This window comes from Variimorphobacter sp. HTMS_6, assembly GCF_059717775.1.
On sequence record NZ_AP046094.1, the window covers coordinates 3,708,877 to 3,733,178 of the forward strand.

The window sequence follows — 24,302 nt, forward strand, 5'->3', positions numbered from 1 at the left end:
TGTACAGAAAGTCCATTTATTCGAATCATTTAGCATGAAAAGCTTCCTCAAAAACGTTTAACCCACATAAACAATCATTGGTATTCCAAACATATCCGTTTAAATCATATTTTTATTTTACTGTAACTGTTATTGTATTGGAAGTGAATGATTTGCCGTTAAGAGTAACTTTTGCTTTGATTTTTACTTTTCCCTTTTTTTTCGCTTTTAGTTTGCCGGCTTTGTCTATTGTTGCAATCTTTTTATTCGAACTACTATATTTTACATTCGCTTTTGTGATATCCGCTAACGAACCATCTTTTAGTTTTCCTGTTATAATAAATTGTGTAGAGCTTCCTTTTTTTAGCGTCGTTTTGTTTGCTTTTAATCTCACTGAAGATGGAGCATTATAGCTAAACACGATTTGGTATGATTTTACTGTTTTTTTGTCTTCTGCTGTGACCGTTATTGTAGCAGTTCCAGGTAATTTCTTTGGCATTTTTACTGAAACAGTTGCTTTCTTATTTTTAGCTGCTACCTTTAAAGACGGTTTCTTTTTTGAATTAGAAGGTAATAAAACAGTATATTTCGTCTTCTTTCCGTCAAATATGGATAACGCTTTCTTATCAACCGAAATCCCCTTCAATGAAGTGTCATTACTGGGAACATATATTTTAACTGAGTTCGATAAAATCTTCTCTCCGCTAAGTGTTGCAAGTAAATTTATGGATGTAGTTCCTGCGTGCTTTGCTGTTATTAAGCCCGATTCATTTACTGTAGCAATACTGGGGTTTGCGCTGACATATTTTATTGAAACCGGCGATAAATTCGCTGTTTTTCCATTTTTTAAAATACCCCTATATGTAGTCTGAATCGATTTTCCTAAGAATAATTTAGAAGCGGTTGGAACCAAATTTATTTTTGATAGTCTTTCACCGCTTACCGTCACGGAGATACTAGTCGTTAGGGTCTTTCCATCCGGGTTTATAACATCCTTGGGTAATATTACAGTACCGCTTACGTTGAAGGTTTGTTCCCTTCTTACTTTAACATGATAGGAACTGCTTTTTACATTCCATACCACATCGGTTAAGACAACGCCATTACTTGTATTTATGAAAACTTTATTCGGTAATTTTAGCTCCTTAATAGTCTTTCCGGTGCCGTATGGTAGTCCGTTAATGGGAGAAGGATTAATGCAATTCTTAAATATATTAGCTCCGTATACCTCAAGTTCATAAAGGTTCGCAATCGAGGACGTCTTTTCATCATAATTGGAGGGTGTATTATAAAAAAGTTTAATGTATCTTACCCGTGTTCTATCAAAAAACCGGTCAGTGATATTGGATACATTACAAGGCACTGTATCTAAAGTAGTCCAACTACTCCCATCCATACTACCCATCAGCTGATAGCTTTTGGCATTCTTTGATATGGTCTCTCCGAATCCACCCGGATTCTTTACGATCCATCTGGATACATCAAATGCTGTACCAAGATCCACTTTAATCCATTCCTTGCCGGAAGCTGATGTAGAGGCCCACTTAGTCATATTTTTGCCATCAACGGCTTGTCCCGCAGTATAAGACTGTGCTGAAGTGCTGGCAGTAATACCTTGCTTTTTTAATACTAGGTTGGTAGGTGCATCATTGGTCATCAATGTTTTAACGATTAGATTATTACTTGATTTTGATTGATTACCTGCGATATCCTTTGCCTTTACTACAAATTGATAAGTCGTATTCGGCTTTAAGTTTTTAACTCTAAATTGATTGCTTCCATGGGTTCTTCCAATTAAGTTCCCATTATTATATACTTCATAACTCGTTACACCAACATTATTAAATATAGATGTGAAGTTATCCGTGGAGTCCTTCCATTCTAAATCAACTGATGTATTGGTCTTATGTAATAATACGAGATTTTGCGGAGTAGTCGGTGGTTGCTTATCAGTTGATATATTTGTAGCGGTAAAACTATGTATTGTAGTTGACCAAACTGTTGATTTTGTGGAAAAATCCCTACCGTTTATAACAATCCGGTTATTATAAACATCCAAAATAATTCCTTCCGGTTTTTCGCCATCGTTCTTTGCACCTTTTCCTGCACATCCGTTTTTTATCATGGTACAGCCTTTTGCATTATACAATACGCCCCCCACTGTAATTTCATTATGGATATGACCACTGATTAGAATACTTTGAGGATATTTACCTAAAACTTCTATTAGTTTTCGGTCTTGAACCTCATCGCTTATTGATACATTATTTATTTGTTTCTGTGTTAAGGTCTGACTAATGGGTTGATGAAGAAATAGAAAAATCGGCTTGCTTAGGTGAGCGTCCTCTTTTAGTTTTTCCGCCATCCAAGCTATTTGATTATCAGATATATAAGCATCATCCTTGTTACCACTTTCTGTTGTTAAATATAAGAAGTGATATCCGTTAATCCATTTGTCATAATAAGGTTTGCTTGCAGTGATACCCATTCCGGTTCCATTGTTAAAACGGTTAACTGCCGTAGAAAAGTCCTTATATTTAACATCATGATTACCCATTACATAATTAACAGGAATTTTTGTATTCGCGCTCATAATTGCTTTTAAATTAGCATACTCCGTATCACTGCCGTTATCTGTAATATCACCAACTACCGAGATCACGCTACATTGATTGTTATTTGCATCTTGTAACGCACGGATTAGGTTCTCCTTTTGAAAAGTGGAGGAAGTAATCGTTGAAGAAGATGTCAAATGCAAGTCAGACATGGACATAAAACTAAATTGAAACCCTTCTGCAGCTTTTGATATTACTTTTACGTGTGCAGTAAGTGGTATATTGTTCTTATTTTCAATATTCTGTGGCAGCAGTACTGTCCCCTCTACCTCAAATGCTTGTTCCGCTTTTACATTCGGCTCATAATTCACACCCGATAGAATCCATTCAATCTCCACATCTTGTTCTCCTAAAAGCGTGGATATTTTAACCGTTTTGGGTAAACCAAGTTCATTTGCATCCTTAGGGGTGCCGTTTTCAACTGTTATTACACCTTCCGGATTAATGATACTTAATAGATTGTCATTATTATCACCTGTATCCTCCGGAGTTTCAATCGTTTCCTCAGTCTTAGCTGCATTCGTTTCACTTCTAGTGACAATTATGTTATTTACATTAATTTCACTGGAGTTTGCTTTGGCTAGTGTTGGGGGTTGTGTTGACGTTATAATTATAGTTAAGCACAGGATGGTTACCCATATTCTCTTTATTCGTATTATTGTTTTATTCATTCTTAATATCCCTTTTTTTCTAGTTTTTCCATTTAATCCTTTATATAAAATTATAAAAAATTAATATCAAATGGTCAATTGTAGATATTGAATGAAATCGAACTGAGATTTATGTTAATTTTTGGTGTTAATTTTTCGTGTTTAATTGTGTCTCCTGTAAATCTATAAATTAATATTATGTGATTCTTATAATAATAAAAAGTGGCTTCGACATATTATTCGAATGAATATTTTCAACCGAACTAATATGGAAGCCACTCCTTATTATATCCTTTGTATATTTCTTTTGTTTAATTTACTAACCGTTTATACTTATTGATAAATGAACTATATTATCTAATATCATGATACCGTAATTTTAATTGCCTTTGATTTATAATTTGAACCGTTTAATTTTATCTTTACACTAATTTTGGTGATACCACATGCTTTTGCTTTAAGCTTTCCATTCTCATCCACACTTGCGATTTTGGAATTAGAAACAGAATATTTCAGCTTTGCATCAAACAGGCTCACTTTATTCTTCTTACTGTCAAGACCGTAGGCTGTTAATTTCATTGTTTTTCCCTTTTGAAGTGTGTCCGGATCTTGATCTGGTTGTAAAAACACCCCGGACAACTTAGTCTTAATAAAGTTAATTTTATAGTTCTTCGTTGTTATACCATCTTCTGCTATAACTGTTATCTTAACCATCTCTGAATTTGGTGGACCATTTATTTTTATTTTCGCTTTGTTACTATTTGGCTTTGCCTTAATCTCAGGATCCATTTTACGTTTTTGTGGTATCCAAACATTATATTTGGTGACCATTTTATCAAATCCTATAATCTTTTTCCCATTAATTGTTATATATTTTAATTTCGCATCATTACTCGGTACATGAACTTTGATATAATTTGATTTTACTTTTTCTCCATTTACCGTAACAATAACATTAATTGTGGTATTTCCTGCTTCCTTTGCAGTTATCATACCGTTATTATCAATTGATGCTACTTTTGAATTTGAACTTTTATATTGCATGGTAACAGGCGATAAACTTGCAATCTTGCCATTCTTTAGGGTTCCCTTTACGCTTATTTGCAAAGTTTTCCCTATTGTCACCTTATTCTCATTCTGATATAACGTGACTTTAGATAATTTTTCATTACTAACTGTTACGTTGATTTTCGTTTTTAGTGGAATTCCATCTGGATTGATGACACCAAGCGGTAGTTTGATTGTTCCGCTCACTGTAAATGTCTGCGTGGTAGATAAGTCGGCATTATAGCAAGCATCATTCACATTCCAATTTACATCCGCCACAAAATCACCGGCACTGGTCTTGATTGGTAACTTTAACGGTAAATTAAGATCCTTAGCTGTCTTTGCCGAACGACTGGGTAATTCTTTTATATCAAATGGATTACTATAACCTTTTAATATATTCGCACCATACACTTCAAGTTCATAAAGTTTCGCTGTTTCTTTTGAGGAAGCAGACTGTTTATAATTACAAGGCTCATCAAAATATACTTTAAGGTACCTCACTGCCGCTCTATCAAAGTATCGATCTGTTACGGTGGATACATTCTCATATACACCATCTAAATAAAACCACCCTGCTCCATCAATACTTCCCATCAGTCGATAGCTTTTCGGATTCTCGGATTGCGCTATTCCCTGTCCGTTCGAGTTTTTTACCACCCATCTGGATATATCATACACAGCTCCCAGATCCACCTTAATCCATTCAATGTCCTTTGCCTTTGTAGATGTCCACTTCGTTGTGTCATCCCCGTCTACGGCCTTATTGGGCCCACATCCCTTTTCTGATGTGCTGGCAGTTACCTTTTTATTCAATGCCAGGTTAATCGGAGCATCGTTACTATACAAGGTTTTCGCTTTTATCGGTTTTCCGGAATTTGATACGTTTCCCTTCACGTCTTTTGCCTTGATGGTAAATACATGCTTGGTGTTCGGTTTTAATCCTGTTACGGTAAAGCTATTTGATCCATTCGTCGATCCTACACAGATATTGTTATCATAAATATCATATCCGGCAATTCCGACATTATTGTTCATGGATGTGAAATTGTCCTTAGAGTCATCCCACTTCAGTGCAATTTTTGATTCTGTTCTATGGGTTATGGTTAAATCGGAAGGGATGGACGGCGGTTGCTTGTCCTTAGCTCGATTTGTCTTTGTGAAATTATTAATAGTCGTTCTCCAGATAGTTGAACTTTTACTGAAATCTCTTCCATTAATAACTACGGAGTTCTTATAAATATTTATGATAAAGCCTTCCGGATTTTTTCCGTCATTCCCCGCGCCAAGGCCCGCTGATCCGTCTCTTAGCATGGTACAGAATTTTGTATTATAAATGGTTACATCTGATCGTAATTCATTATGAATATGACCGCTGATTAGAATACTCTGCGGAAATTTACCTAGTATTTCAAGAATCTTACGGTCTTGTACAGCGTCACTTCCCGATACCTCATTCACATACTCTTGGGGCAAGGTTTGTCCTATCGGTTGATGAAGAAATATAAAAATGGGCTTTTCCAAACTCGATTTTTCATTTAGTTTCTCATTTAGCCACTCCAATTGTTTGTCAGAAATATATGCGATGTCCTGATTATCACTTTCGGTACATAGATATATAAAGTGATACCCATTAATCCACTTATCATAATACGGTTTATCGTATGTGAGTGGCATTCCGGTACCTATTGAAAACCGTTCAACTGCTGTCTGAAAGGATTCCTTCCACCTTGCATCATGATTACCCATGATATAATAAGAAGGTATGCTTGTATTTTCTTTTATTATACTTTGAAAATTACTATATTCCTTCTCATCCCCGCCATCCGTCAGGTCCCCTACAATCGAAATTGCACTGCATTTATTTGATTCCGCATCTTTTAACGCCTTTATAAAATTATTCTTTTGATATGTGTTTGATTCAAGTGTTGAGTCTTTGGTAATGTGCAGATCCGAGATTGACATAAAGCTAAACTTATATCCATCTCCTAAGACGGTTACATCAATTGTAGTCTTTAAGGATTTATCATACAAATTAATAACATTTTTCGGAAGCAGCACTGTTCCTGTTACGGTAAAGAATTGCTCCTCCTTCTTATCTGGATCATAGCTTACATTACCCATATCCCAAATCACCTCCGCATATTTATCTCCTCGGAAGGTGTCAATCTTAACATTCTTAGGTAGTCCAAGCGTATCAGCACGCTTTGGTGTTGCATTCTTTACCTGTGTGATTCCCTGAAGTTTAGGAATACCAATAAATATATCATCACTGCTTATTATGTTATCTGCCATCTGGGTTTGTTGGTTCTTATGATTACCGGTTGCAATTACCTTTGGCATAACTGTTAATATACTACTTAATGTCAAGGCTAATAATAATGGGATAATGATTTTTTTCGGTAGCTTAATCATTTTAATCATCCACCTTTTAAAATTTTCTAATTTCGCCGTTTATACGTATAGAAATAAAAAATCAGTTAATAATGTAGATTATATTAAAATTTTTACCGAATTTAGCTTTATTTATACTATCTAAAAAATGGAGAAGGGTTTAGCGACCTGCACCGCCACCTCGAGGGCTTTGTGAATGTGTATATCGCGACCTACACCGCAACCTCGAGGGCTTCGCCCTCTTCGGTCGCGTTGGCTTCGCCAATACAAGAAAAGGAAAGAGTACTCTCCTGAAAGCAAGCTTTCGGTGAGTATTCTTTCCTTTTCTTTGTGCAGGTCTCGCTTTTTACGCGCAAGAAAAAAGCACCGACCCCGCAGCTCTTGTGTCTGCAAAACCGATACCTTTGTTAGTGCGCCTCCAGGGGCTCGAACCCTGGACACCCTGATTAAGAGTCAGGTGCTCTACCAACTGAGCTAGAGGCGCGTTTTTTTTAATTCGTGAACGCAAAAGTTATTATATATAATTCAAAAACAAATTGCAAGCGTTTTTTTATAATTTTTTAAAAAATATATTCTTTTTATGAAAAAGGTAAGAAATACCGAGCTTTTGTGGTGTTTCTTACCTTTTATCACCATATTATTACATGGTGATTCCGATAATAGTCATTTTTATCCATGCATTTCCTTGGTTCTTTTTTTCTTTGTTTTTATCCTTATTATTCGGTCCCCCAAATAACCAAAAAACAAAATATTACTATTATAGATGAGCGTTTAATTTATCCTGAAGTGTTTTTTTAGGAACCGCTCCAACGATAGTATCTACCACTTCACCACTTTTAAGAATTAATAATGTCGGAATAGACATTACTCTGTATTTCTCTGCGGTTGCAGGATTTTCATCTACATTTAATTTACCAATCTTGAATTTGCCTTCTAATTCTACTGCTAACTCCGCTACGATTGGAGCCACCATTTTACAAGGTCCACACCAGTCTGCATAAAAATCTACCAGTACAGGGATGTCCGATTCTAACGCTTCTGTTTGAAAATTCGCATCTGTAAATTGTAAAGCCATAGTTATAATTCCTCCTATCTTTTTTCAAGCCAGATTATGCTATCATAGCTTATACTTATCCTATTGTATTAGTATCTCTGTTCTATCACTTATTATGTGATATGGTTACTATATTATAAGCCAATCATAAATACAAGCACCTTATTATCTTTTCTTCTTTTTTACTGAACTATTTAACATATTAGATACTTCATCCCAAGAGGATTTCAGCTGAAAGATTTTTTTATCTATGCTTCGATTCGCTCCTGTCATTTTTGCCACTTTGTATTTCCAATTTGGTTTCATGGGGCACCCTCTTCCCTCTTTTTATCATTTTATGATAATTAGTAGGTTTTAGCACCCTCATTTAATATTAATATTAGAATTACTTTCTATATGCTACTAACCGGTGAATAGGATTACCCAATGCTGTAAATCGTTCTTCATATTCAGTCATAACATTACCTTCCGCATATTCACTATTATGAAGGTCGAACGTAACGTCTTTAAGCTCCCAACCGGCTAGTTTGATATCCTCTAAGGAAAAGTCGAATAATGCTCGATTATCGGTCTTAAACATCACCTCTCCGTCATGTTTTAAACATAAATTATAGCGAGCCATGAACTCTTTTGAGGTTAATCTTCTTCTTGCATGACGATCCTTGGGCCATGGATCCGAAAAATTAAGATAAATTCTTGATAACTCTTCTTTCTCAAATATATTATTGATATACTCCGCATCAAAACGAATAAAATACAGATTATCTAGCTCTACTTCACTCCTTTTCTCTAATCCTCTCAGTAGGACACTCGAGTACTTTTCAATCCCTATATAGTTTACATTGGGATTCATAGAAGCAAGTTTCATAATGAATTTACCTTTTCCCATTCCAATCTCTACATGGATTGGATTATTGTTTTGGAACAGTGAATTCCACTTTCCTTTATATTGTTCCGGTTCCTGAACAACGTATTCATTTGCTGCAACACTTTCTCTGGAACCCTTTATATTTCTTAATCTCATGATATTTCTCCTTGCAATTATTCATTCAAATTTTATTATAGTGATAAAGCGTCTGTTCGTCAATTCTTGTATTTTCGCTTTCTTTTTATTTCGACAATTACTCTCTTTTCACTATTTAAATTTGGCTATTTTATATGTTATTAATGTCAGTTTTGTATTCCAAATCATGTTAGTATGTAGTATACTATAGGAAGCTCAAATGATATACGAATTCTATTAAGAAAAATTAAATTATTATAGACGGTAAGCAAATATAAAATGACGGAGGTTACTATGAAAATTATTGCAATTAACGGAAGCCCTAAACCACAGGGAAATACATATTTAGCATTGAAGACAGTTTGCGACGAGCTCGCAAATCAAAATATAGATTGTGAGATAATTCATGTAGGTAATATGGATCTGAAGGGATGTATCTCCTGCGGACAATGTAAGGATGGACATTGCCGTTTTTCAGATGACAAGATGAAGGAAATCGTAAATAAGATTTATGATGCAGATGGTTTAATAATCGGTAGTCCTGTTTATTATGCCGGTATCGCTGGTACCTTAAAATGTTTTTTAGATCGTTTATTTTACCCAACTCGTGGCCGTATGCGTCTTAAAGTTGGAGCAGCGATCGCTGTGCTGAGAAGATCAGGTGGTGTTGCTACCTTTGATCAGTTGAATCATTATTTCCTAATCTCTGATATGATGATTGCGCCTTCAAACTACTGGAATGTAGTTCATGGTGCTGTTCCGGGCGAGGTGCTCCAGGATGAGGAAGGAATAACAGTTATGAAGGATCTAGCTGCAAATATGGCGTGGATGCTTAAAATCAAGGACTACAGTAAGGAAGCATTTCCTGTTCCTGAACCGGGTCCCCGTGCCAGAACCAATTTTATAAGATAGTTGGATTTCATATCTGTTTATCTTATTACTAAATTAACGTTTATCTCTTGGAATAATCTGCATAAATATTACAAATATTATACCGAGAGTGTTTCTTTTATAATATTACGTCATTATTCGGTATTGGCTAAATATTGTTATAACAATTTAGGAGGTCTATATGAAGCGAAAATTAATTGCTATCTTTAGCATGATTACTATATTATCTATGAATCTAGTTTGGACAAGCCCTACTCCGGCGTCGGCAGATGAAAAATGGCCGAAAGGGCCTTCTGTATTTGCAGAATCTGCGATTGTTATGGATGCCTCAACGGGCCTGGTCTTATATCAAAAAAATATGAACGTACAACGTTATCCGGCAAGTATTACTAAAATCATGACTGTTCTATTAGCTCTTGAGAACTCCTCTCCTGGTGATACCATAACCGTTTCTCATAAGGCAGTATACGATGTTGAGGCGGATAGTAGCCGTATCTGGATCAATGAAGGCGAAAAGCTCACCATGCAGCAATGTCTATACGGTATCTTATTAGAATCCGCTAATGATTGCGCTTACGCAGTAGCAGAGCATGTATCAGGTAGTATAGAGAATTTTGCTAAGTTGATGAATGAAAAGGCAAAAAGCCTAGGCTGTAAAAACACTCATTTTACTAATCCACATGGTTTACAGAATGATCAACATTACACCACTGCCTATGATATGGCATTAATCACGCAAGAGGCGCTTAAGAATGAATCCTTCCGCAAAATATTCAGTACAAAAACCTATCAGATCCTTCCAACTAACAAGCAAAAAGAGACTAGATATTTAAGAAATCATCACAAGATATTAATGAATTACAGTTATCACTATGATGGCGTTGTGGGTGGCAAGACCGGATATACCTCCACCTCTAAATATACCCTCGTTACGGTTGCGAAAAGAGGTGACATGGAGTTAATCTGTGTCATCATGAAGGATGATACCGCACCTCATCAGTACAATGACACACAACGTCTATTAGATTTCGGCTTTAATAATTTTTCAACTTATTCTATCTCTGATACAGAAGGGATCTCTGCATTAAATGAATCACCGATGTTTACTAGGTATAATCCTCTTTTATCCGGTACTAACACACCGGTGGAAACAGATAAGAATGCCTTTGTTGTGCTACCGAAATCAGCCTCTATCTCTGATGCTAAAAAGGAAGTGACTTTTTTTACAGAGAGCCAAAACGATACATCATCAACCACTACAAAGAGTGATAGTAAGGTGATTGGTAAGATATCCTATACCTATAACGACAAATATGTAGGCGGAACAAATATCCTATATAAGGGTACAAATTTACCAACTTTAATAAAGAATGATACCATATCAAAAAATCCTACTAACCCAACTTCGAAATCCTCTTCAAAAAGCAGTTTCCGATTTATAATCATTGGATGTGTTGTAGGATTCATTGTAGCCTGTGCTGTGTTATATTATATATTTCTTGAACGTCCGCGATTAAAAAGAAGAAAGGCTTACTATAAAAAGAAAGCCTCTCGCCGATTTAAAAATAACAATTATTTAAATTTATAATTAATGACTGTATGATGCAAACAGAGCAGCTATCTCATCTGCAGATAGAGCTTTGTTTGGATCATCGTATAATGGCGTCACCGTGCTATTCTCTTCTTCCTGATGAACGTCTTCTGTAGTTGAAGTCTGTTCTAGTTCTTCGTGTGATTCTGTCAGTTCCTCACGGGTAACAGCAACCTCATCTTGAAAATCATTATTTTCTTCTATTAAATCGTATCTCTGACTTTCACTATGCGTTTTCTTTAATAACTCTTCATTTTGTTCCAATAGATTAAGAATTCGATTTATCTTACCATCGACATCCATCTTATCTCCTAAGGACTGCACCGCTGATATTAATTCCTTGGTATTCTCACGATTATAATGAAGTTGATAGTTAATAGCCTTCTTCTGTCCTTCTAATGATCTTCTTTGTAGCTCTGCAACCAAATATAAGGCAGAGGAATTATTGCTTTCTAACGTATCGATACGATTAGTAATTTCTTTTAAATGGCTATTTAATAATTCACTACTCTTTTTAGTCGCTGTATAAGTTGCCTTTTGAATATTGGTTAACTCCGTCATTCGGGACTTCCAATCATCCATCTCATTTGAAACAAGTTGATTTACGTATTGTGATAATTTTTCTTGCTTTCGTTCAATACTATCGCGTATTTCTGCAAAGAAAAGATAACCTGTTAATAAAGAAACCAGCCCAAAACCTATGAAATTTAATAATTCACCCTTTAAAACAAAAATACTATAAGCTTCAGCAAATAATGCCGCTAAAAAACATACTCCAAAGAATACACAATTTAATCTTCTTCTCATCTAGGATGCCCCCGTCTATGCATTTGATTTACTACCCCTAATGATCAATGCCTACAACGAATCGAATTAGGAATTTCGTCCTAACATTGATACTATAGTAGTATATCGGAATAAACTGAGTAAATATTTACACCTTATGCTCGCTATTATTCTGAATTAACGGTATTCTTACTGTGAATTTGGATCCCTCCATCAATTTGCTTTCCAATTCAATGCTTCCATTATAGTAACCAACGATATGTTTAACGATAGACAAACCTAATCCTGTGCCGCCCACTCTCTTGCTTCTACCCTTATCAACTCGGTAAAAGCGCTCAAATACTCTTTGCTGGGAATCTTCCGGTATACCCATTCCGGTATCCTCCACAATAATGATAACATCCTTTGTTTCTGAGGTTACAGTCACGCTAACCTTTCCATTAGGTTTGTTATACTTAATCGCGTTAGAAATCAAATTGGTAAAAAGCGCTCTAAGTTGTTGAACATTGGCATGCATGCTTATTGGTCTGCAATTCATCAATAATTCTACCTGATATTCTTTTGCAAGTGGTTCAAAGGATTTACATACCTCACGAACTAACGGGCATACCCTAACGTCGGATATCACAACTTCTGCTTCCTTTGTTTCTAGCCTTGATATCATAAGAATATCATTGATGAGATTTGTCATATTACCAGTTTCTTTTTTAATTCTGGATAAAAAGTCCCTTTTCATCTTCTCGTCCGCTACCATATTATTCTCTATTAGTTCCAAATATCCGCGAATCGAAGTAAGTGGGGTTTTTAGCTCATGTGAAGCATTTGAAAAGAATTCCTGCCTAATCAGTCTCTCGAACTCAATACGGTTCATGGATTCCTTCACTGCTTGAGACATCTGCATCGTAGTTGCAGCGATTACATTCATTTCATCATACTGATAATGCTTAAAATGAAAATCGGGCTTTTCTTCTTTGAGCTTTAGCATCTCCTCTGCAATTTCATGCAAGGGTTGTGTTACAGACTTTGCAAAGCGGTTTGCTAATATAAGTGATAAAAACAGGGTAACACCAATGCTGATTAATAATGCAGGAACCAATGCGCTTAAATATCGTTCAATTCCGGAAAAAGGAACTGCAATACGAATATAATAATTCTTATTATCCGATATGGCTGCCACATACAACATGGACTCTTTTAATGTTACGGAATCTCTAATGGCATAGCCCGTTCCTTTTCTTTTTGCTTTTTTAATTTCTTCACGATTTAAGTGATTTTCCATGTGAATGATATCTTTTACATCACTATCAGCCAACACTTTACCATTTAAATCAACAATTGTAAATCGTGTGGATTCATTCCCTTTGATTTTTTTAAGATCATTGATCTGTGCCTGTAAATCTCCGTTATAATCCATTCCATGATCTGCTATTCTCACGGAATACAACATATCTTCTTCTGTTTTATCCAGAAGAATATTGCTCAACACAATCTCCAATATACTTGCACTCAGCAAAAGTGCTAATAACAATATTAATATAAATCTTTTAAATATCGCCTTTTTCATGTAACCCCCTGTTTATATCTTAATGTAACAAATGCTGATGCAAAAACACTTACATCAGCACCCTTTTAATTATCTGCTTTTACAAATCGATAGCCAACACTACGCACTGTTTTGATACAGTCAGTGCCGACTCTTCCGAGCTTTTGGCGTAACGTACGGATATGACTGTCTAGTGTTCTGGTCTCTCCGTCATAATCATAGCCCCAGATCTGATTCAACAATTCATCCCTGTTTACCACTCTGGAATCATGTTCTATTAAGTATAATAATAGCTCATATTCTTTAAATGTCAATTCTACTAATTGACCATCATTTCTTACCTCACGGGTCTGTGTATTAATTGTAACGGAATTAATGTTTATATAAAAAGCACTTTCTTCCCTCACAGAACGACGGAGTAACGATCGAATTCTCGCTGCAAGCTCTAATACACCGAAGGGCTTCGTAATATAGTCATCCGCACCAACGTCCAATCCCATGACTTTATCCAATTCTTTGTCTTTTGCAGTCAAACAGATAACGGGTACATTTTTTAACTGTGGGTCTTGACGGAGCAAACGAATTGCGGATAAGCCATCCATTCCCGGCAGCATTAAATCAAACAATGCCAAATCAGGCTTATCCTCCTTCATATCAAGTAACGCAGGTTCTGCCGATTCATAAGCTTTAATCTTATAACCAAATCCTTCTAATGCTACCTTTAACAATTCCCGTATACTTTCATCATCCTCAATAACATATACTTTTTCCAAATGGAATCCCCCCATTTTATAATATTCTGATATTATTTACGGATCCTGTTTCATTAAATTCGGTCCATTCACAGATGTTTACGGCGTGGTCACCAATACGTTCAAAATATTTTGCTATCATTAATATGTCTACACATTGATCGACATGTTCATTCGAAGCACGAAGTAACAATGCTACTTCTTCCTTTACTTTATCAAAAAGATCATCTACAATATCATCCTTTTTAGCAATTTCTTTTGCTTTCTCCGTATCAAGACTTGTAAAAGCATGAACTGAATCATGCACCATCTGCTTTGCTGCTTTACCCATATCAGGAATATGCTGTACCAGATTAAATAATGGTTGTCTTTTATCTCGAATGATAAGCTCAGCAATATCAGCTGCATGATCACCGATACGTTCCATATCTGTTACTACTTTAAGAGCGGTAGTAACAACTCTTAAATCTCTTGCAACTGGCTGTTGCTTTAATATTAGGGATAGACATCTGGATTCGATTGTCTTTTCTATATCATTAATGGTTCGATCTTCTTGTATAATCTCATTTGCAACGGCTTCATCTTGAGATTCAAATGCAATTAAAGTTTTCTCAATTGCAGATTCAATCAGTTGTCCCATTTCATGTAAATTATCTTTTAGTAATTGTAGTTCATGTTCAAAACTCATTCTAGCGGTCATAAATAACCTCCTTAATACTAATTATAGTTGATGTTTCTTTTATAGTCAAATAGCAGACTACTGAATCAACCAAATCTACCGGTGATATAATCCTCTGTTCTCTTATCCGTAGGTCTGGTAAATAAGGTGTCAGTAGTTGCGAATTCAACAACTTCACCGACAAGGAAAAATGCCGTATAATCTGAAATACGAGCAGCCTGTTGCATGTTATGGGTAACGATAGCAACCGTATACTTTTCCTTGAGATCGGACATTAAGTCCTCTATCTTTAAGGTGGAGATTGGATCAAGCGCTGAAGTTGGCTCATCCATTAATAGTACCTCCGGCTCTACTGCAAGTGCTCTAGCGATACAGAGTCTTTGCTGCTGGCCACCGGATAAACTTAATGCTGATTTTTTTAATCGATCTTTTACTTCCTCAAACAGAGCTGCACCAATTAAACTCTCTTCCACAATCTTATCAAGTTTTGCCTTTGATTTGATTCCATGAATTCTTGGACCATAAGCAACATTATCATAGATAGACATCGGAAAAGGATTTGGCTGTTGGAACACCATACCTACTTTTTTTCTCAACAAAGTAGTATCTACCCCGCTATCATAGATATTTTCTCCATCCAATATAACAGAACCATCAATTGTAACATTAGGAATCAAATCATTCATTCGATTTAATGTTTTTAAAAAAGTAGATTTTCCACAACCGGAAGGACCAATAAAGGCAGTTATCGCTTTTTCTTTAATATTCATGTCAATATCTTTTAAAGCATGGTTTGTTCCGTAGTGCAAATTTAATGCTTGCGTTATGATTTTATCTTTATTCATATATCCTCCATCTAAACTCCACACGTATGCGCCGGGAATTTAATTATTTATATAGTCTATTGCTTATTCACGTTAAGTTTATGTGCTAAGAACTTCGTAAGCATATTGATACCAAATACGATGACCAGTAAAACCAATGCGATACCAAAGGCCTGTTCGTACTTTGCTTTCTCCATCCATAAGTATAACTGTATTGTAAGTGTACCACCCGGCTGTCCTACCTTATCAATCAAACCCTCACCGTAGTTTCCTAATCTCGGAAGAAGATAGCCACTACCAGCAGTGAATAATAAGGCTGCAGATTCACCTACAATACGTCCAACTGAAAGAATAATACCTGTTATAATACCCGGCATAGCGGAAGGAATTAAAATTGTTCGGATCATATACCATTTTGTAGCGCCGATACCGAGAGCGCCGCTACGATAACTGGAAGGTACGGTCTTTAAAGCTTCCTGTGTACTTCTTGTGATGAGCGGAAGCACCATAATTGCTAAGGTCAACGAACCGGTCAATATGGAGAATTTAAAACCTAATGTAGCACCAAAGAACACGAAACCGAATAGACCAAATATAATAGACGGAATACCTGCCAAAGTCTCAGTTGTGAATTCAATAAGTCGCACTAGTCTTCCCGGTTTAGCATATTCATTTAAGTAAATTGCTGCTCCGACACCAAATGGTACCGATATTAATAATGTAATTAATATGATATAAATTGTGTTAACTATATTACCTGCAATACCATAGGTCTGTCTTAAGCTACTCGTGACGGTGGTAAGAAATGACCAATTAACAGCTGAGACACCACGGAAAAATACATAACCTACAATTCCGGCAAGGATAAGGATCGATACTGATGCACATAAATAAATCATTACATGCGCTAATGTATCCAGTGTTCTTGAGCGCTTGTCAAATATACTTTTAGTTGTCGGCATCCTTCTTACCCCCTTTCATTATTTTATTAAGAATAAGATTAATGACCATAATGAATACGAATAAAACTAGACCGATTGTAAACAGTACTTGTTTGTGCGTACCGGATGCATATCCCATCTCACTAACAACTGCGGTTGTAAGAAATCGAACTGAACTAAATGGAAGCGGAATATTTACACCATTACCGGCTACCATGTTGATCGCCATAGCCTCACCGATTGCTCTTCCGACACCAAGTACGATTGCGGTTACAATACCGGATTTTGCTGCCGGAATAATCACCTTAAAAATCGTCTGAATATGGGATGCACCAAGCGCTAAAGAAGCATGTTTATAGTGACTGGGTACTGCTCTTAATGCCGTCTCACTGATATTAATAACAGTAGGAAGTATCATAATCGCTAAAACCAACACTGCAGATATCAGATTAGACCCTCCAGTAAATTGATGATCCGGTGAGTTTTTAAATATAGACATTTCTATTTTATAAATTAATGGGCTTAAAATCAAAATACCCAATAAGCCATATACAACAGAAGGGATGCCTGCTAATAATTCAACAGCAGGTTTAACGATATTAGCAAGACGTTTGGGTGCAGTTTCTGCCAAAAAAACTGCGGTCATAAGTCCAATTGGTACACCAATTGCTATCGCCATAGCAGTACCTACGATAGAAGTAAGTATTACATATAGAATACCGAAGCTTGGGTTCGCAGCCGTTGGTTTCCAAACGGTTCCGAATAATATGTCCTTTAATCCTACCTTAAATATAGCTGGCGTGCCACTAATAATCATATATAAAGTAATTGAAAATACTGCAACTACCGCTAATAATCCGCAGGCTACAAATATAACATGTGCGATTCTTTCTACGGTGTTCTTTGTTTTATAATTTCCTATAATAGAAAAGCTCTTATCGCTCATATAGTCTCCTTGTTATTTACTTTTGAACAACTGTAGGAAGAATTATCTTGAGTGATAATTCTTCCTTAAAGTATGCTTATATTAGATATTAGTCAATTGTTACTAATCCAACACTCTTTACAAGCTCCTGACCATCAGCTGATTTCATAAAGTCGAAGAATGCTTGAACTAATTCGCTCTGCTTAGCGATCTCACCTTTTGTTGCCATTACGAAAGGACGGCTTAATAAGTAAGTTCTTGATTTTACGTTTTCTTCAGTAGGTTTAACATTATCAACGCTAACCGCATTCACTGTATCATCAAGGACATCAAGTGATACATATCCAATTGCTCCCGGAGTTTTTAATACTTTTGAATAAACACCACCGGTGCTGTTGATTTCGTTAGAATACTTACAAGCATCTTTAATCTCAAGGAGTTCTTCAAATGCATCTCTTGTACCGGATCCTGCCTCTCTACCTATTACTACGATTGGCTGATCAGCTCCACCGATTTCTTTCCAGTTCTTAATTTCACCCTTATAAATTTTTGCTAACTGATCTTTTGTAAGATTTGCTACTTTGTTTGCTTTGTCTGTAATAACTGCAATACCATCAATCGCTACAATATTCTCAACTGCGCCTTTGCTCTTTTCCTCATCTTTTAAGCTTCTTGAGGAATCTCCGATATCAACGGATCCTGCTAGCAGTGCTTCAATTCCGGCGCTGGAACCGGTGAATTCAGCAGATACTTGTACATCAGGATTTTTCTCCATAAATGCTTCTGCGGCTGCGTTCGCCAATTTTTCCATTGAAGTGGATCCTGCTAAAGTAATTGATCCGCTTAAGTTTTTATCTGGACTCTTTGTTGCTTCTGTGCCTGGTGTATTATTATTATCTGATTTGTTTGAATCTTCACTTTTGTTCCCGCATGCAGCTAATGCTCCTGTAATCATAACTAGTGTCAAAAATAAAACTGCTATTTTTCTTAAATTCTTCATCTTAAATCTCCTTTTTCATTTACAATGTTCTCTCTGATTACAATACTAAGTTAACATGAATAAGCACACGTAAATACCACACTTTTGTATTGTTTCTGTGAAATCCATGTAAAGTGGTATAATTAAGTATACATTTGGTATTATAAATAGATTTAGAAGTTCTATTCGTAGAAAACAGAAAAGATGCAGCAAATTTATCGATATACAACGACTAAATTTACAGCATCTTTTCTATTTTCTAAAATATTGAAAAAAGTATCTTATGTCCTGATTCTAAGTTATTATACTTAACATACATAAAACAAATCTTTAATTATAACCATAACACAATCATATGCATATTATCATGAATAATTTGCGTGACAGGAATCTCAGGTTAATAAGGGCTTATAATACCCTAATTAAAGTTATCTTTCAAACCTCGATTCAAATAATGTGCTTGACGGGATTCGAACCCACGGCCTTCCGCTTAGGAGGCGGACGCTCTATCCTGCTGAGCTACAAGCACGTAAACAACATAGTTATTCTACTATTTCCTACCCGGTTAGTCAATGATTAAATGATAAACCAGAAATGCAAAAATGAGCTGATGTATAATATTAATTCCAAAACAAATTAAAATAATTTCAATCGGAATAAATACCTACAGCAGCTCTTTTATATTAAACATAATTATTATTTTTCATTTTCTGAAAAATCTATCTTACCCTGCATCCATATATTACCCTTAAATCTTCTTCCAACAGCAGGTTCCCCTAAAAGATCTTCCTTATTAATACATACACGAAAACTCAAATCATTACACATTAATTGCAAATCATATATTTCTTCTGTGGTGATCTGATTGGTAATCAAATTACTTTCCGTAATCGTTGCGATAATACTATAATTATCTGACTCTGATCCGAACGGAATAAATGATGTATCCACGATTGTATAGATGTCTTCTTTCTTAGCTCTTCGGGATACCATCGCATAAGTATCAATATCATCAATTGTTAAGCTATCAATTGCCTCCTGATTACCCTTTTTTGCTTCAGCAATCAGATTATTACGGTATTTCGTCTCGGCGGTTATGTTTCGTACCTGTATTTCATCCTTTTCTATAGGTAGAAGAATTCTTCCATCTAAAGACAATGCGGCCAAAGTAATTGAAAAAGGTGTTGTCAACGGCATATTCTGCTTTTTCTTCTCCAAAAACTCAATTACATTCTGCAGGTAAAAAATCAATGAAACCCCAAGTCGAAAATCATCACACATTCCGGTGTATGCCTCAGTATCTACTCTTTTATTAATACCAACCTCTTCCCTGGTGCTGACATTCTGACCATAAAGACACGGAAAATAATGTTCAATTTGAAACTTATTATTTTCATCCATCTCCCCACGGAGTGTTATGCCCATCCCCTCGGCATATTCCATTGTCAGCTCGGTGAGATTCTCCTTCTCTCCAATCTGAATTAGGCGCATTCGTGTGGGATGATCAATAATATCTTCAAATAGAACATTTAAATCCATTCTATTATTAATGTTGCTAAAACCTATTGCTCTCATAAAACTATGCATTGTTATCACTTCCAATCATTACTGAACAAACTCATTATATTTTACGTTCCCTATATCAATTTCATGTAATAATTATTTATATCATATTTTATTCATACTGGCAATAGATTCGTATGGTATTACTTTAATCCACCTACTAAATCATAAGTCTAAATATAATCCACAAAATTTTACAATTCATGCACATATGTTTATAACTTCTTTTCAATTTATTAATTCATACTCTTTTTTAATATATACCTGTTATTATATGGAAATTTAAACAAAAATTTATATATTACTCACATGATTTTTATGCATGATATGTTAACTTTTATCATACAACTAACAGTGTTGTATATCTTCGATATTTGTTTACAAATAAAATAGAAATATTTGATTGTTATATGTTTAACAATCTTATTTGTGAAATAATAATTGTACTTTATATTAAAATGATATTATGCTATGTATTTAACAATCTAGGGAGGAATGAACATGTCCAGTGAAAATCTGAAACAACCCACTCCTAAGGAGCATGTTGATAGTTTGGTAGCCAATGCAATTCAAGCTTTAAAAGACTTTCTAACTTTAGACCAGGAAACTATTGATAATATCGTTCATGAGATGGCGTTGGCGGGTCTTTCAAAGCAACAGATACTCGCAAAAATGGCCGTTGAAGAAACGGGAAGAGGTATTTACGAAGATAAGATAACAAAGAACATCTTTGCTACTGAATACGTATGGCACTCTATCAAGTATCAAAAGACTGTCGGTATAATTGAAGATAATGATGAAGAAGACTACATGATTGTGGCTGAACCTGTCGGAATTGTGGCAGGCGTAACTCCGGTTACAAATCCAACTTCAACCACTATGTTCAAATGCCTCACCTGTATAAAAACCAGAAACCCAATTATCTTCGGCTTCCATCCAAGTTCACAACAGTGTTCTAGGGAAGCAGCTAGGACATTATATGAAGCAGCAATAAAAGCAGGAGCTCCAAAGAACTGTATTCAATGGATTGAATATCCCTCCATCGATGCAACAAGAGAATTGATGAATCACCCTGATGTATCTATGATTTTAGCAACCGGTGGTTCCGGCATGGTTAAGCAAGCATATTCCTGTGGTAAGCCGGCTCTCGGTGTAGGCCCGGGTAATGTCCCTTGCTTTATTGAAAAAACAGCTAATCTAAAACGTGCTGTTAATGATTTAGTATTATCTAAATCTTTTGATAACGGTATGATATGTGCCTCAGAGCAGGCTGCTATTATTGATGCCCCTATTTATAAAGAAGTTATAGATTTAATGAAGAAAGCTGGCTGCTATTTTGCGACCAAGGAAGAGATTAAATTATTAGAGCCAATCGTAATAAACGAAAAGACTGGAGCTGTTAATCCTGCCATTGTTGGTCAACCTCCGGTGAAAATCGCTGCTTTGGCCGGTATAGAAATTCCTGCTCAGACTAAAATATTATGTACCGAACTAGACGGCGTTGGTCCGGAGTATCCATTAAGTAAAGAAAAATTATCTCCTGTACTAGCGATTATAAAAGCAGCAAGTGCGGAAAAGGGACTGGAACTCTGTGAAAAGATGGTTGAGCTTGGTGGTCTAGGACACTCTTCCGTTATACATTCTTCAGATGAAAATGTAATTAAAAACTTTTCAGCCAAGATGAGAACCGGTCGAATACTTGTAAACTCCCCATCTACGCATGGAGCGATCGGTGATCTCTATAATACAAACATGCCTTCCCTTACCTTGGGTTGCGGCTCCTACGGTGGCAATTCTACCACACATAATGTTTCCGCGGTTGACTTAGTAAATTATAAACGTGTTGCTAAGAGGAGGGTGAATATGCAATGGTTTAAGGTTCCGAGTAAAATATATTTCGAATCCGGATCAACTGCATATTTAGCAAAAATGCCAGGCATTACAAAAGCCTTCATAGTAACTGACCCATCCATGACTCAGTTAGGTTATGTAAATAAAATATTGTACCAATTAAGAAAACGTACAGATTATGTACATTGTGAGATATTCGATCAGGTTGAGCCGGATCCAAGTCTTGAAACCGTATTAAAGGGCGTAGATGAAATGAACAAGTATCATCCAGATGTTATAATTGCTCTCGGAGGTGGATCTGCTATCGATGCGGCTAAGGGTATGTGGCTCTTCTATGAGGATCCAGAGGCGGATTTTAAAAACATGTCCCTTAAATTCTTGGATATTCGTAAGCGTACCTATAAGTTTCCTGTGTTAGGTAAAAAAGCACAATTTGTTGCAATTCCGACAACCTCAGGAACTGGATCTGAAGTAACCTCATTCGCAGTTATATCGGATAAAAAGGAAAACAAAAAATATCCGTTGGCTGACTATGAGTTAACTCCTGACGTTGCAATTATTGACCCTGACTTTGTTATGAGTGTACCAAAGATATCTACTGCTTGGACCGGTATGGATGTATTAACACATGCAGTTGAATCCTATATCTCAATTGTTGCATCCGATTATACCGATGCTTTAGCAATCCATGCAATTGATTTGGTATTTAAATATTTAAAAGCTTCTTACGAGGAGGGTGCTGCTAACCCACTAGCCAGGGAGAAGATGCATAACGCCTCTACTATTGCAGGTATGGCTTTCACTAATGCCTTCTTAGGCATAAATCACTCCTTAGCACATAAGCTAGGTGGTGAATACCACGTTGCTCATGGTTGTGCTAACGCTATCTTATTACCTCATGTAATTCGATACAATGGTGTTGAATGTCCTACAAAGTTTACATCATTTCCGAAATACGAAAGCTACATCGTAGGCGATAAGATTTTTGAACTAATGAAGAAATTAGGAAAGAATCCGAAAACGAATAATGAGGCAGTCGAAATGTTGGCAAGTAATGTTGAGGAGCTAAATAAATGCTTAGGCATTCCTGCTACATTGATCGAACTTGGTGGGATTGATGAAAAAGACTATTTATCAAAAGTACCCGCCCTTGCGGATCTTGCTTTTAGTGATCAATGTACCACTGCTAATCCCAGACTTCCTCTAGTATCTGAACTTGAGGAACTTTATTTACTAGCCTATTATGGTAAAGGAAATGTTCCAAAACCGGTTAATAAATAAATATGTTTGTTGACTTGTTGTGTAATAGATTGTGTCCCTATATTCTTAACTTAAGACATCCAGTGAAGTGATGATCTTCCTATATAAGAAGGTGCAGTCATCATGGTTTTATTTTATCAATGAATAGAACAAGGCTGTTGCATATGATAATTAATACGAAAGATGTAGCATTGCCATAATGCACTGTTTGGTAGACTATGTTTATAATTATATTTTTCGAAAGCGAACTGTTATGTACGACTTTGAAACACATAATATGAACATTGTTTTATAACCTGTGCGTGAGGCAATACTACATCTTTCCTTAAAAAATTATTATATTACAATAGTAATTTCTTGAAAACTATGCCATAAAATTATTACTATTTAATGCTTGATCCAATGATTTTTTCTCATCCTCAGAAAGCTCCAGGAAGGACTCTCCCTTGATGATTTCTTTTATATAAGTATAGCATCCTTCTCTACTGCTATGTACTGAATTAAGCAGGATGCCATTGTTATTCTTATCAAGTAAACAAAGAACAAAGCTTAATTTACCACCCATTTCTTTGAATGCATCATATTTAACAACACCGATTTTTTGGAATGTAATAAGTAAATTATCATTTACCTTTTTCAGTTCTTGGTTCAATTGCTTCGCTTCATTCTTAAGCTTATCAATATCCGCAAATCGAGATAAAATTTGCTCTTCTAAGTTTTCTCCGCTTCCACCCATCATAAATTTCTTGTATTTTTTTTTCAACTTTCTTTGTTTTACTGCAATAACGATAAAAAAGATTAATAATAATAGTGAAAATGCTGCAAGTCCAATTGCCACATATGCTATATTATCGTTGATGAAATCTATTACGTTCATTTTACTTTCCTCCCAAGTGATTATATATTTTTACCCATATTATTTCTAAGCATTTGTGTAAGTTTGTCCAGAGGACATCACAGACACAATAGGTGAGA

Annotated in this window: 18 protein-coding genes and 2 tRNA genes; 3 read left to right on the forward strand and 17 right to left on the reverse strand. The window is 35.7% G+C overall.

Going from position 1 to position 24,302, the window contains the following annotated elements:
- Window positions 1-112 precede the first annotated feature (112 nt).
- The 6 genes from AC6IWN_RS16740 to trmB form a co-directional block, all read right to left on the reverse strand.
- Window positions 113-3,265, reverse strand: a complete 3,153-nt coding sequence (locus AC6IWN_RS16740) for a discoidin domain-containing protein (protein WP_497988949.1) — start codon at window positions 3,263-3,265, stop codon at window positions 113-115.
- Between the two features lie 342 nt (window positions 3,266-3,607).
- A complete protein-coding gene (locus AC6IWN_RS16745) occupies window positions 3,608-6,706 on the reverse strand; it encodes an Ig-like domain-containing protein (RefSeq protein ID WP_497988951.1) in 3,099 nt (1,032 codons plus the stop codon).
- Window positions 6,707-7,096: 390 nt separating this feature from the next.
- Window positions 7,097-7,169: transfer RNA gene (locus AC6IWN_RS16750), tRNA-Lys, on the reverse strand.
- 273 nt (window positions 7,170-7,442) lie between these two features.
- Window positions 7,443-7,760 carry a thioredoxin gene (gene trxA / locus AC6IWN_RS16755; RefSeq protein WP_497988953.1) on the reverse strand — a complete coding sequence of 106 codons (318 nt, stop codon included), beginning with the start codon at window positions 7,758-7,760 and terminating at the stop codon, window positions 7,443-7,445.
- A gap of 144 nt (window positions 7,761-7,904) precedes the next feature.
- Window positions 7,905-8,045 (reverse strand): hypothetical protein, encoded by a 141-nt coding sequence (locus AC6IWN_RS16760; protein WP_497988955.1) that lies wholly within the window; start codon window positions 8,043-8,045, stop codon window positions 7,905-7,907.
- A 79-nt stretch (window positions 8,046-8,124) separates the two neighbouring features.
- Window positions 8,125-8,763: a tRNA (guanosine(46)-N7)-methyltransferase TrmB gene (gene trmB, locus AC6IWN_RS16765; protein ID WP_497988957.1), complete on the reverse strand. Its 639-nt coding sequence runs from the start codon at window positions 8,761-8,763 to the stop codon at window positions 8,125-8,127.
- Window positions 8,764-9,036: 273 nt separating this feature from the next.
- On the opposite strand from trmB, the gene AC6IWN_RS16770 reads away from it, so the two are divergent.
- Window positions 9,037-9,654, forward strand: coding sequence for a flavodoxin family protein (locus AC6IWN_RS16770; protein WP_497988959.1), 618 nt, complete (start codon window positions 9,037-9,039; stop codon window positions 9,652-9,654).
- Window positions 9,655-9,814: 160 nt separating this feature from the next.
- Window positions 9,815-11,221: a D-alanyl-D-alanine carboxypeptidase family protein gene (locus AC6IWN_RS16775; protein WP_497988961.1), complete on the forward strand. Its 1,407-nt coding sequence runs from the start codon at window positions 9,815-9,817 to the stop codon at window positions 11,219-11,221.
- Here AC6IWN_RS16775 and AC6IWN_RS16780 read toward each other — a convergent pair whose 3' ends face one another.
- From AC6IWN_RS16780 to AC6IWN_RS16825, 10 genes are all read right to left on the reverse strand, one after another.
- A complete protein-coding gene (locus AC6IWN_RS16780) occupies window positions 11,222-12,031 on the reverse strand; it encodes a hypothetical protein (protein ID WP_497988963.1) in 810 nt (269 codons plus the stop codon).
- 127 nt (window positions 12,032-12,158) lie between these two features.
- The gene (locus AC6IWN_RS16785) at window positions 12,159-13,574 is read right to left on the reverse strand and encodes a sensor histidine kinase (protein WP_497988965.1); all 1,416 of its coding nucleotides are present in this window, start codon (window positions 13,572-13,574) and stop codon (window positions 12,159-12,161) included.
- A gap of 65 nt (window positions 13,575-13,639) precedes the next feature.
- Window positions 13,640-14,326, reverse strand: a complete 687-nt coding sequence (locus tag AC6IWN_RS16790; RefSeq protein WP_497988967.1) for a response regulator transcription factor — start codon at window positions 14,324-14,326, stop codon at window positions 13,640-13,642.
- 16 nt (window positions 14,327-14,342) lie between these two features.
- Window positions 14,343-15,005, reverse strand: coding sequence for a phosphate signaling complex protein PhoU (phoU, locus tag AC6IWN_RS16795; RefSeq protein ID WP_497988969.1), 663 nt, complete (start codon window positions 15,003-15,005; stop codon window positions 14,343-14,345).
- Window positions 15,006-15,070: 65 nt separating this feature from the next.
- Entirely contained in the window at window positions 15,071-15,829 is a 759-nt protein-coding gene (gene pstB / locus AC6IWN_RS16800; RefSeq protein ID WP_497988970.1) for a phosphate ABC transporter ATP-binding protein PstB, read from the reverse strand.
- A 56-nt stretch (window positions 15,830-15,885) separates the two neighbouring features.
- On the reverse strand, window positions 15,886-16,770 hold the full coding sequence (gene pstA, locus AC6IWN_RS16805) for a phosphate ABC transporter permease PstA (RefSeq protein ID WP_497988972.1): 885 nt from the start codon (window positions 16,768-16,770) through the stop codon (window positions 15,886-15,888).
- Window positions 16,757-17,695 carry a phosphate ABC transporter permease subunit PstC gene (gene pstC, locus AC6IWN_RS16810; protein ID WP_497988974.1) on the reverse strand — a complete coding sequence of 313 codons (939 nt, stop codon included), beginning with the start codon at window positions 17,693-17,695 and terminating at the stop codon, window positions 16,757-16,759. Before pstC ends, pstA begins: the two co-directional genes overlap by 14 nt.
- A gap of 88 nt (window positions 17,696-17,783) precedes the next feature.
- Window positions 17,784-18,674, reverse strand: a complete 891-nt coding sequence (locus AC6IWN_RS16815; protein WP_497988976.1) for a phosphate ABC transporter substrate-binding protein — start codon at window positions 18,672-18,674, stop codon at window positions 17,784-17,786.
- 434 nt (window positions 18,675-19,108) lie between these two features.
- Window positions 19,109-19,182 (reverse strand) — tRNA-Arg (locus tag AC6IWN_RS16820).
- A 167-nt stretch (window positions 19,183-19,349) separates the two neighbouring features.
- A complete protein-coding gene (locus AC6IWN_RS16825; RefSeq protein ID WP_497988978.1) occupies window positions 19,350-20,240 on the reverse strand; it encodes a DUF3881 family protein in 891 nt (296 codons plus the stop codon).
- 477 nt (window positions 20,241-20,717) lie between these two features.
- Here AC6IWN_RS16825 and adhE point away from each other — a divergent pair, with 477 nt between their 5' ends.
- Entirely contained in the window at window positions 20,718-23,348 is a 2,631-nt protein-coding gene (gene adhE, locus AC6IWN_RS16830; protein WP_497988980.1) for a bifunctional acetaldehyde-CoA/alcohol dehydrogenase, read from the forward strand.
- Window positions 23,349-23,691: 343 nt separating this feature from the next.
- Here adhE and AC6IWN_RS16835 read toward each other — a convergent pair whose 3' ends face one another.
- Window positions 23,692-24,204, reverse strand: coding sequence for a DUF4446 family protein (locus AC6IWN_RS16835; protein WP_497988982.1), 513 nt, complete (start codon window positions 24,202-24,204; stop codon window positions 23,692-23,694).
- Between the last annotated feature and the right edge of the window lie 98 nt (window positions 24,205-24,302).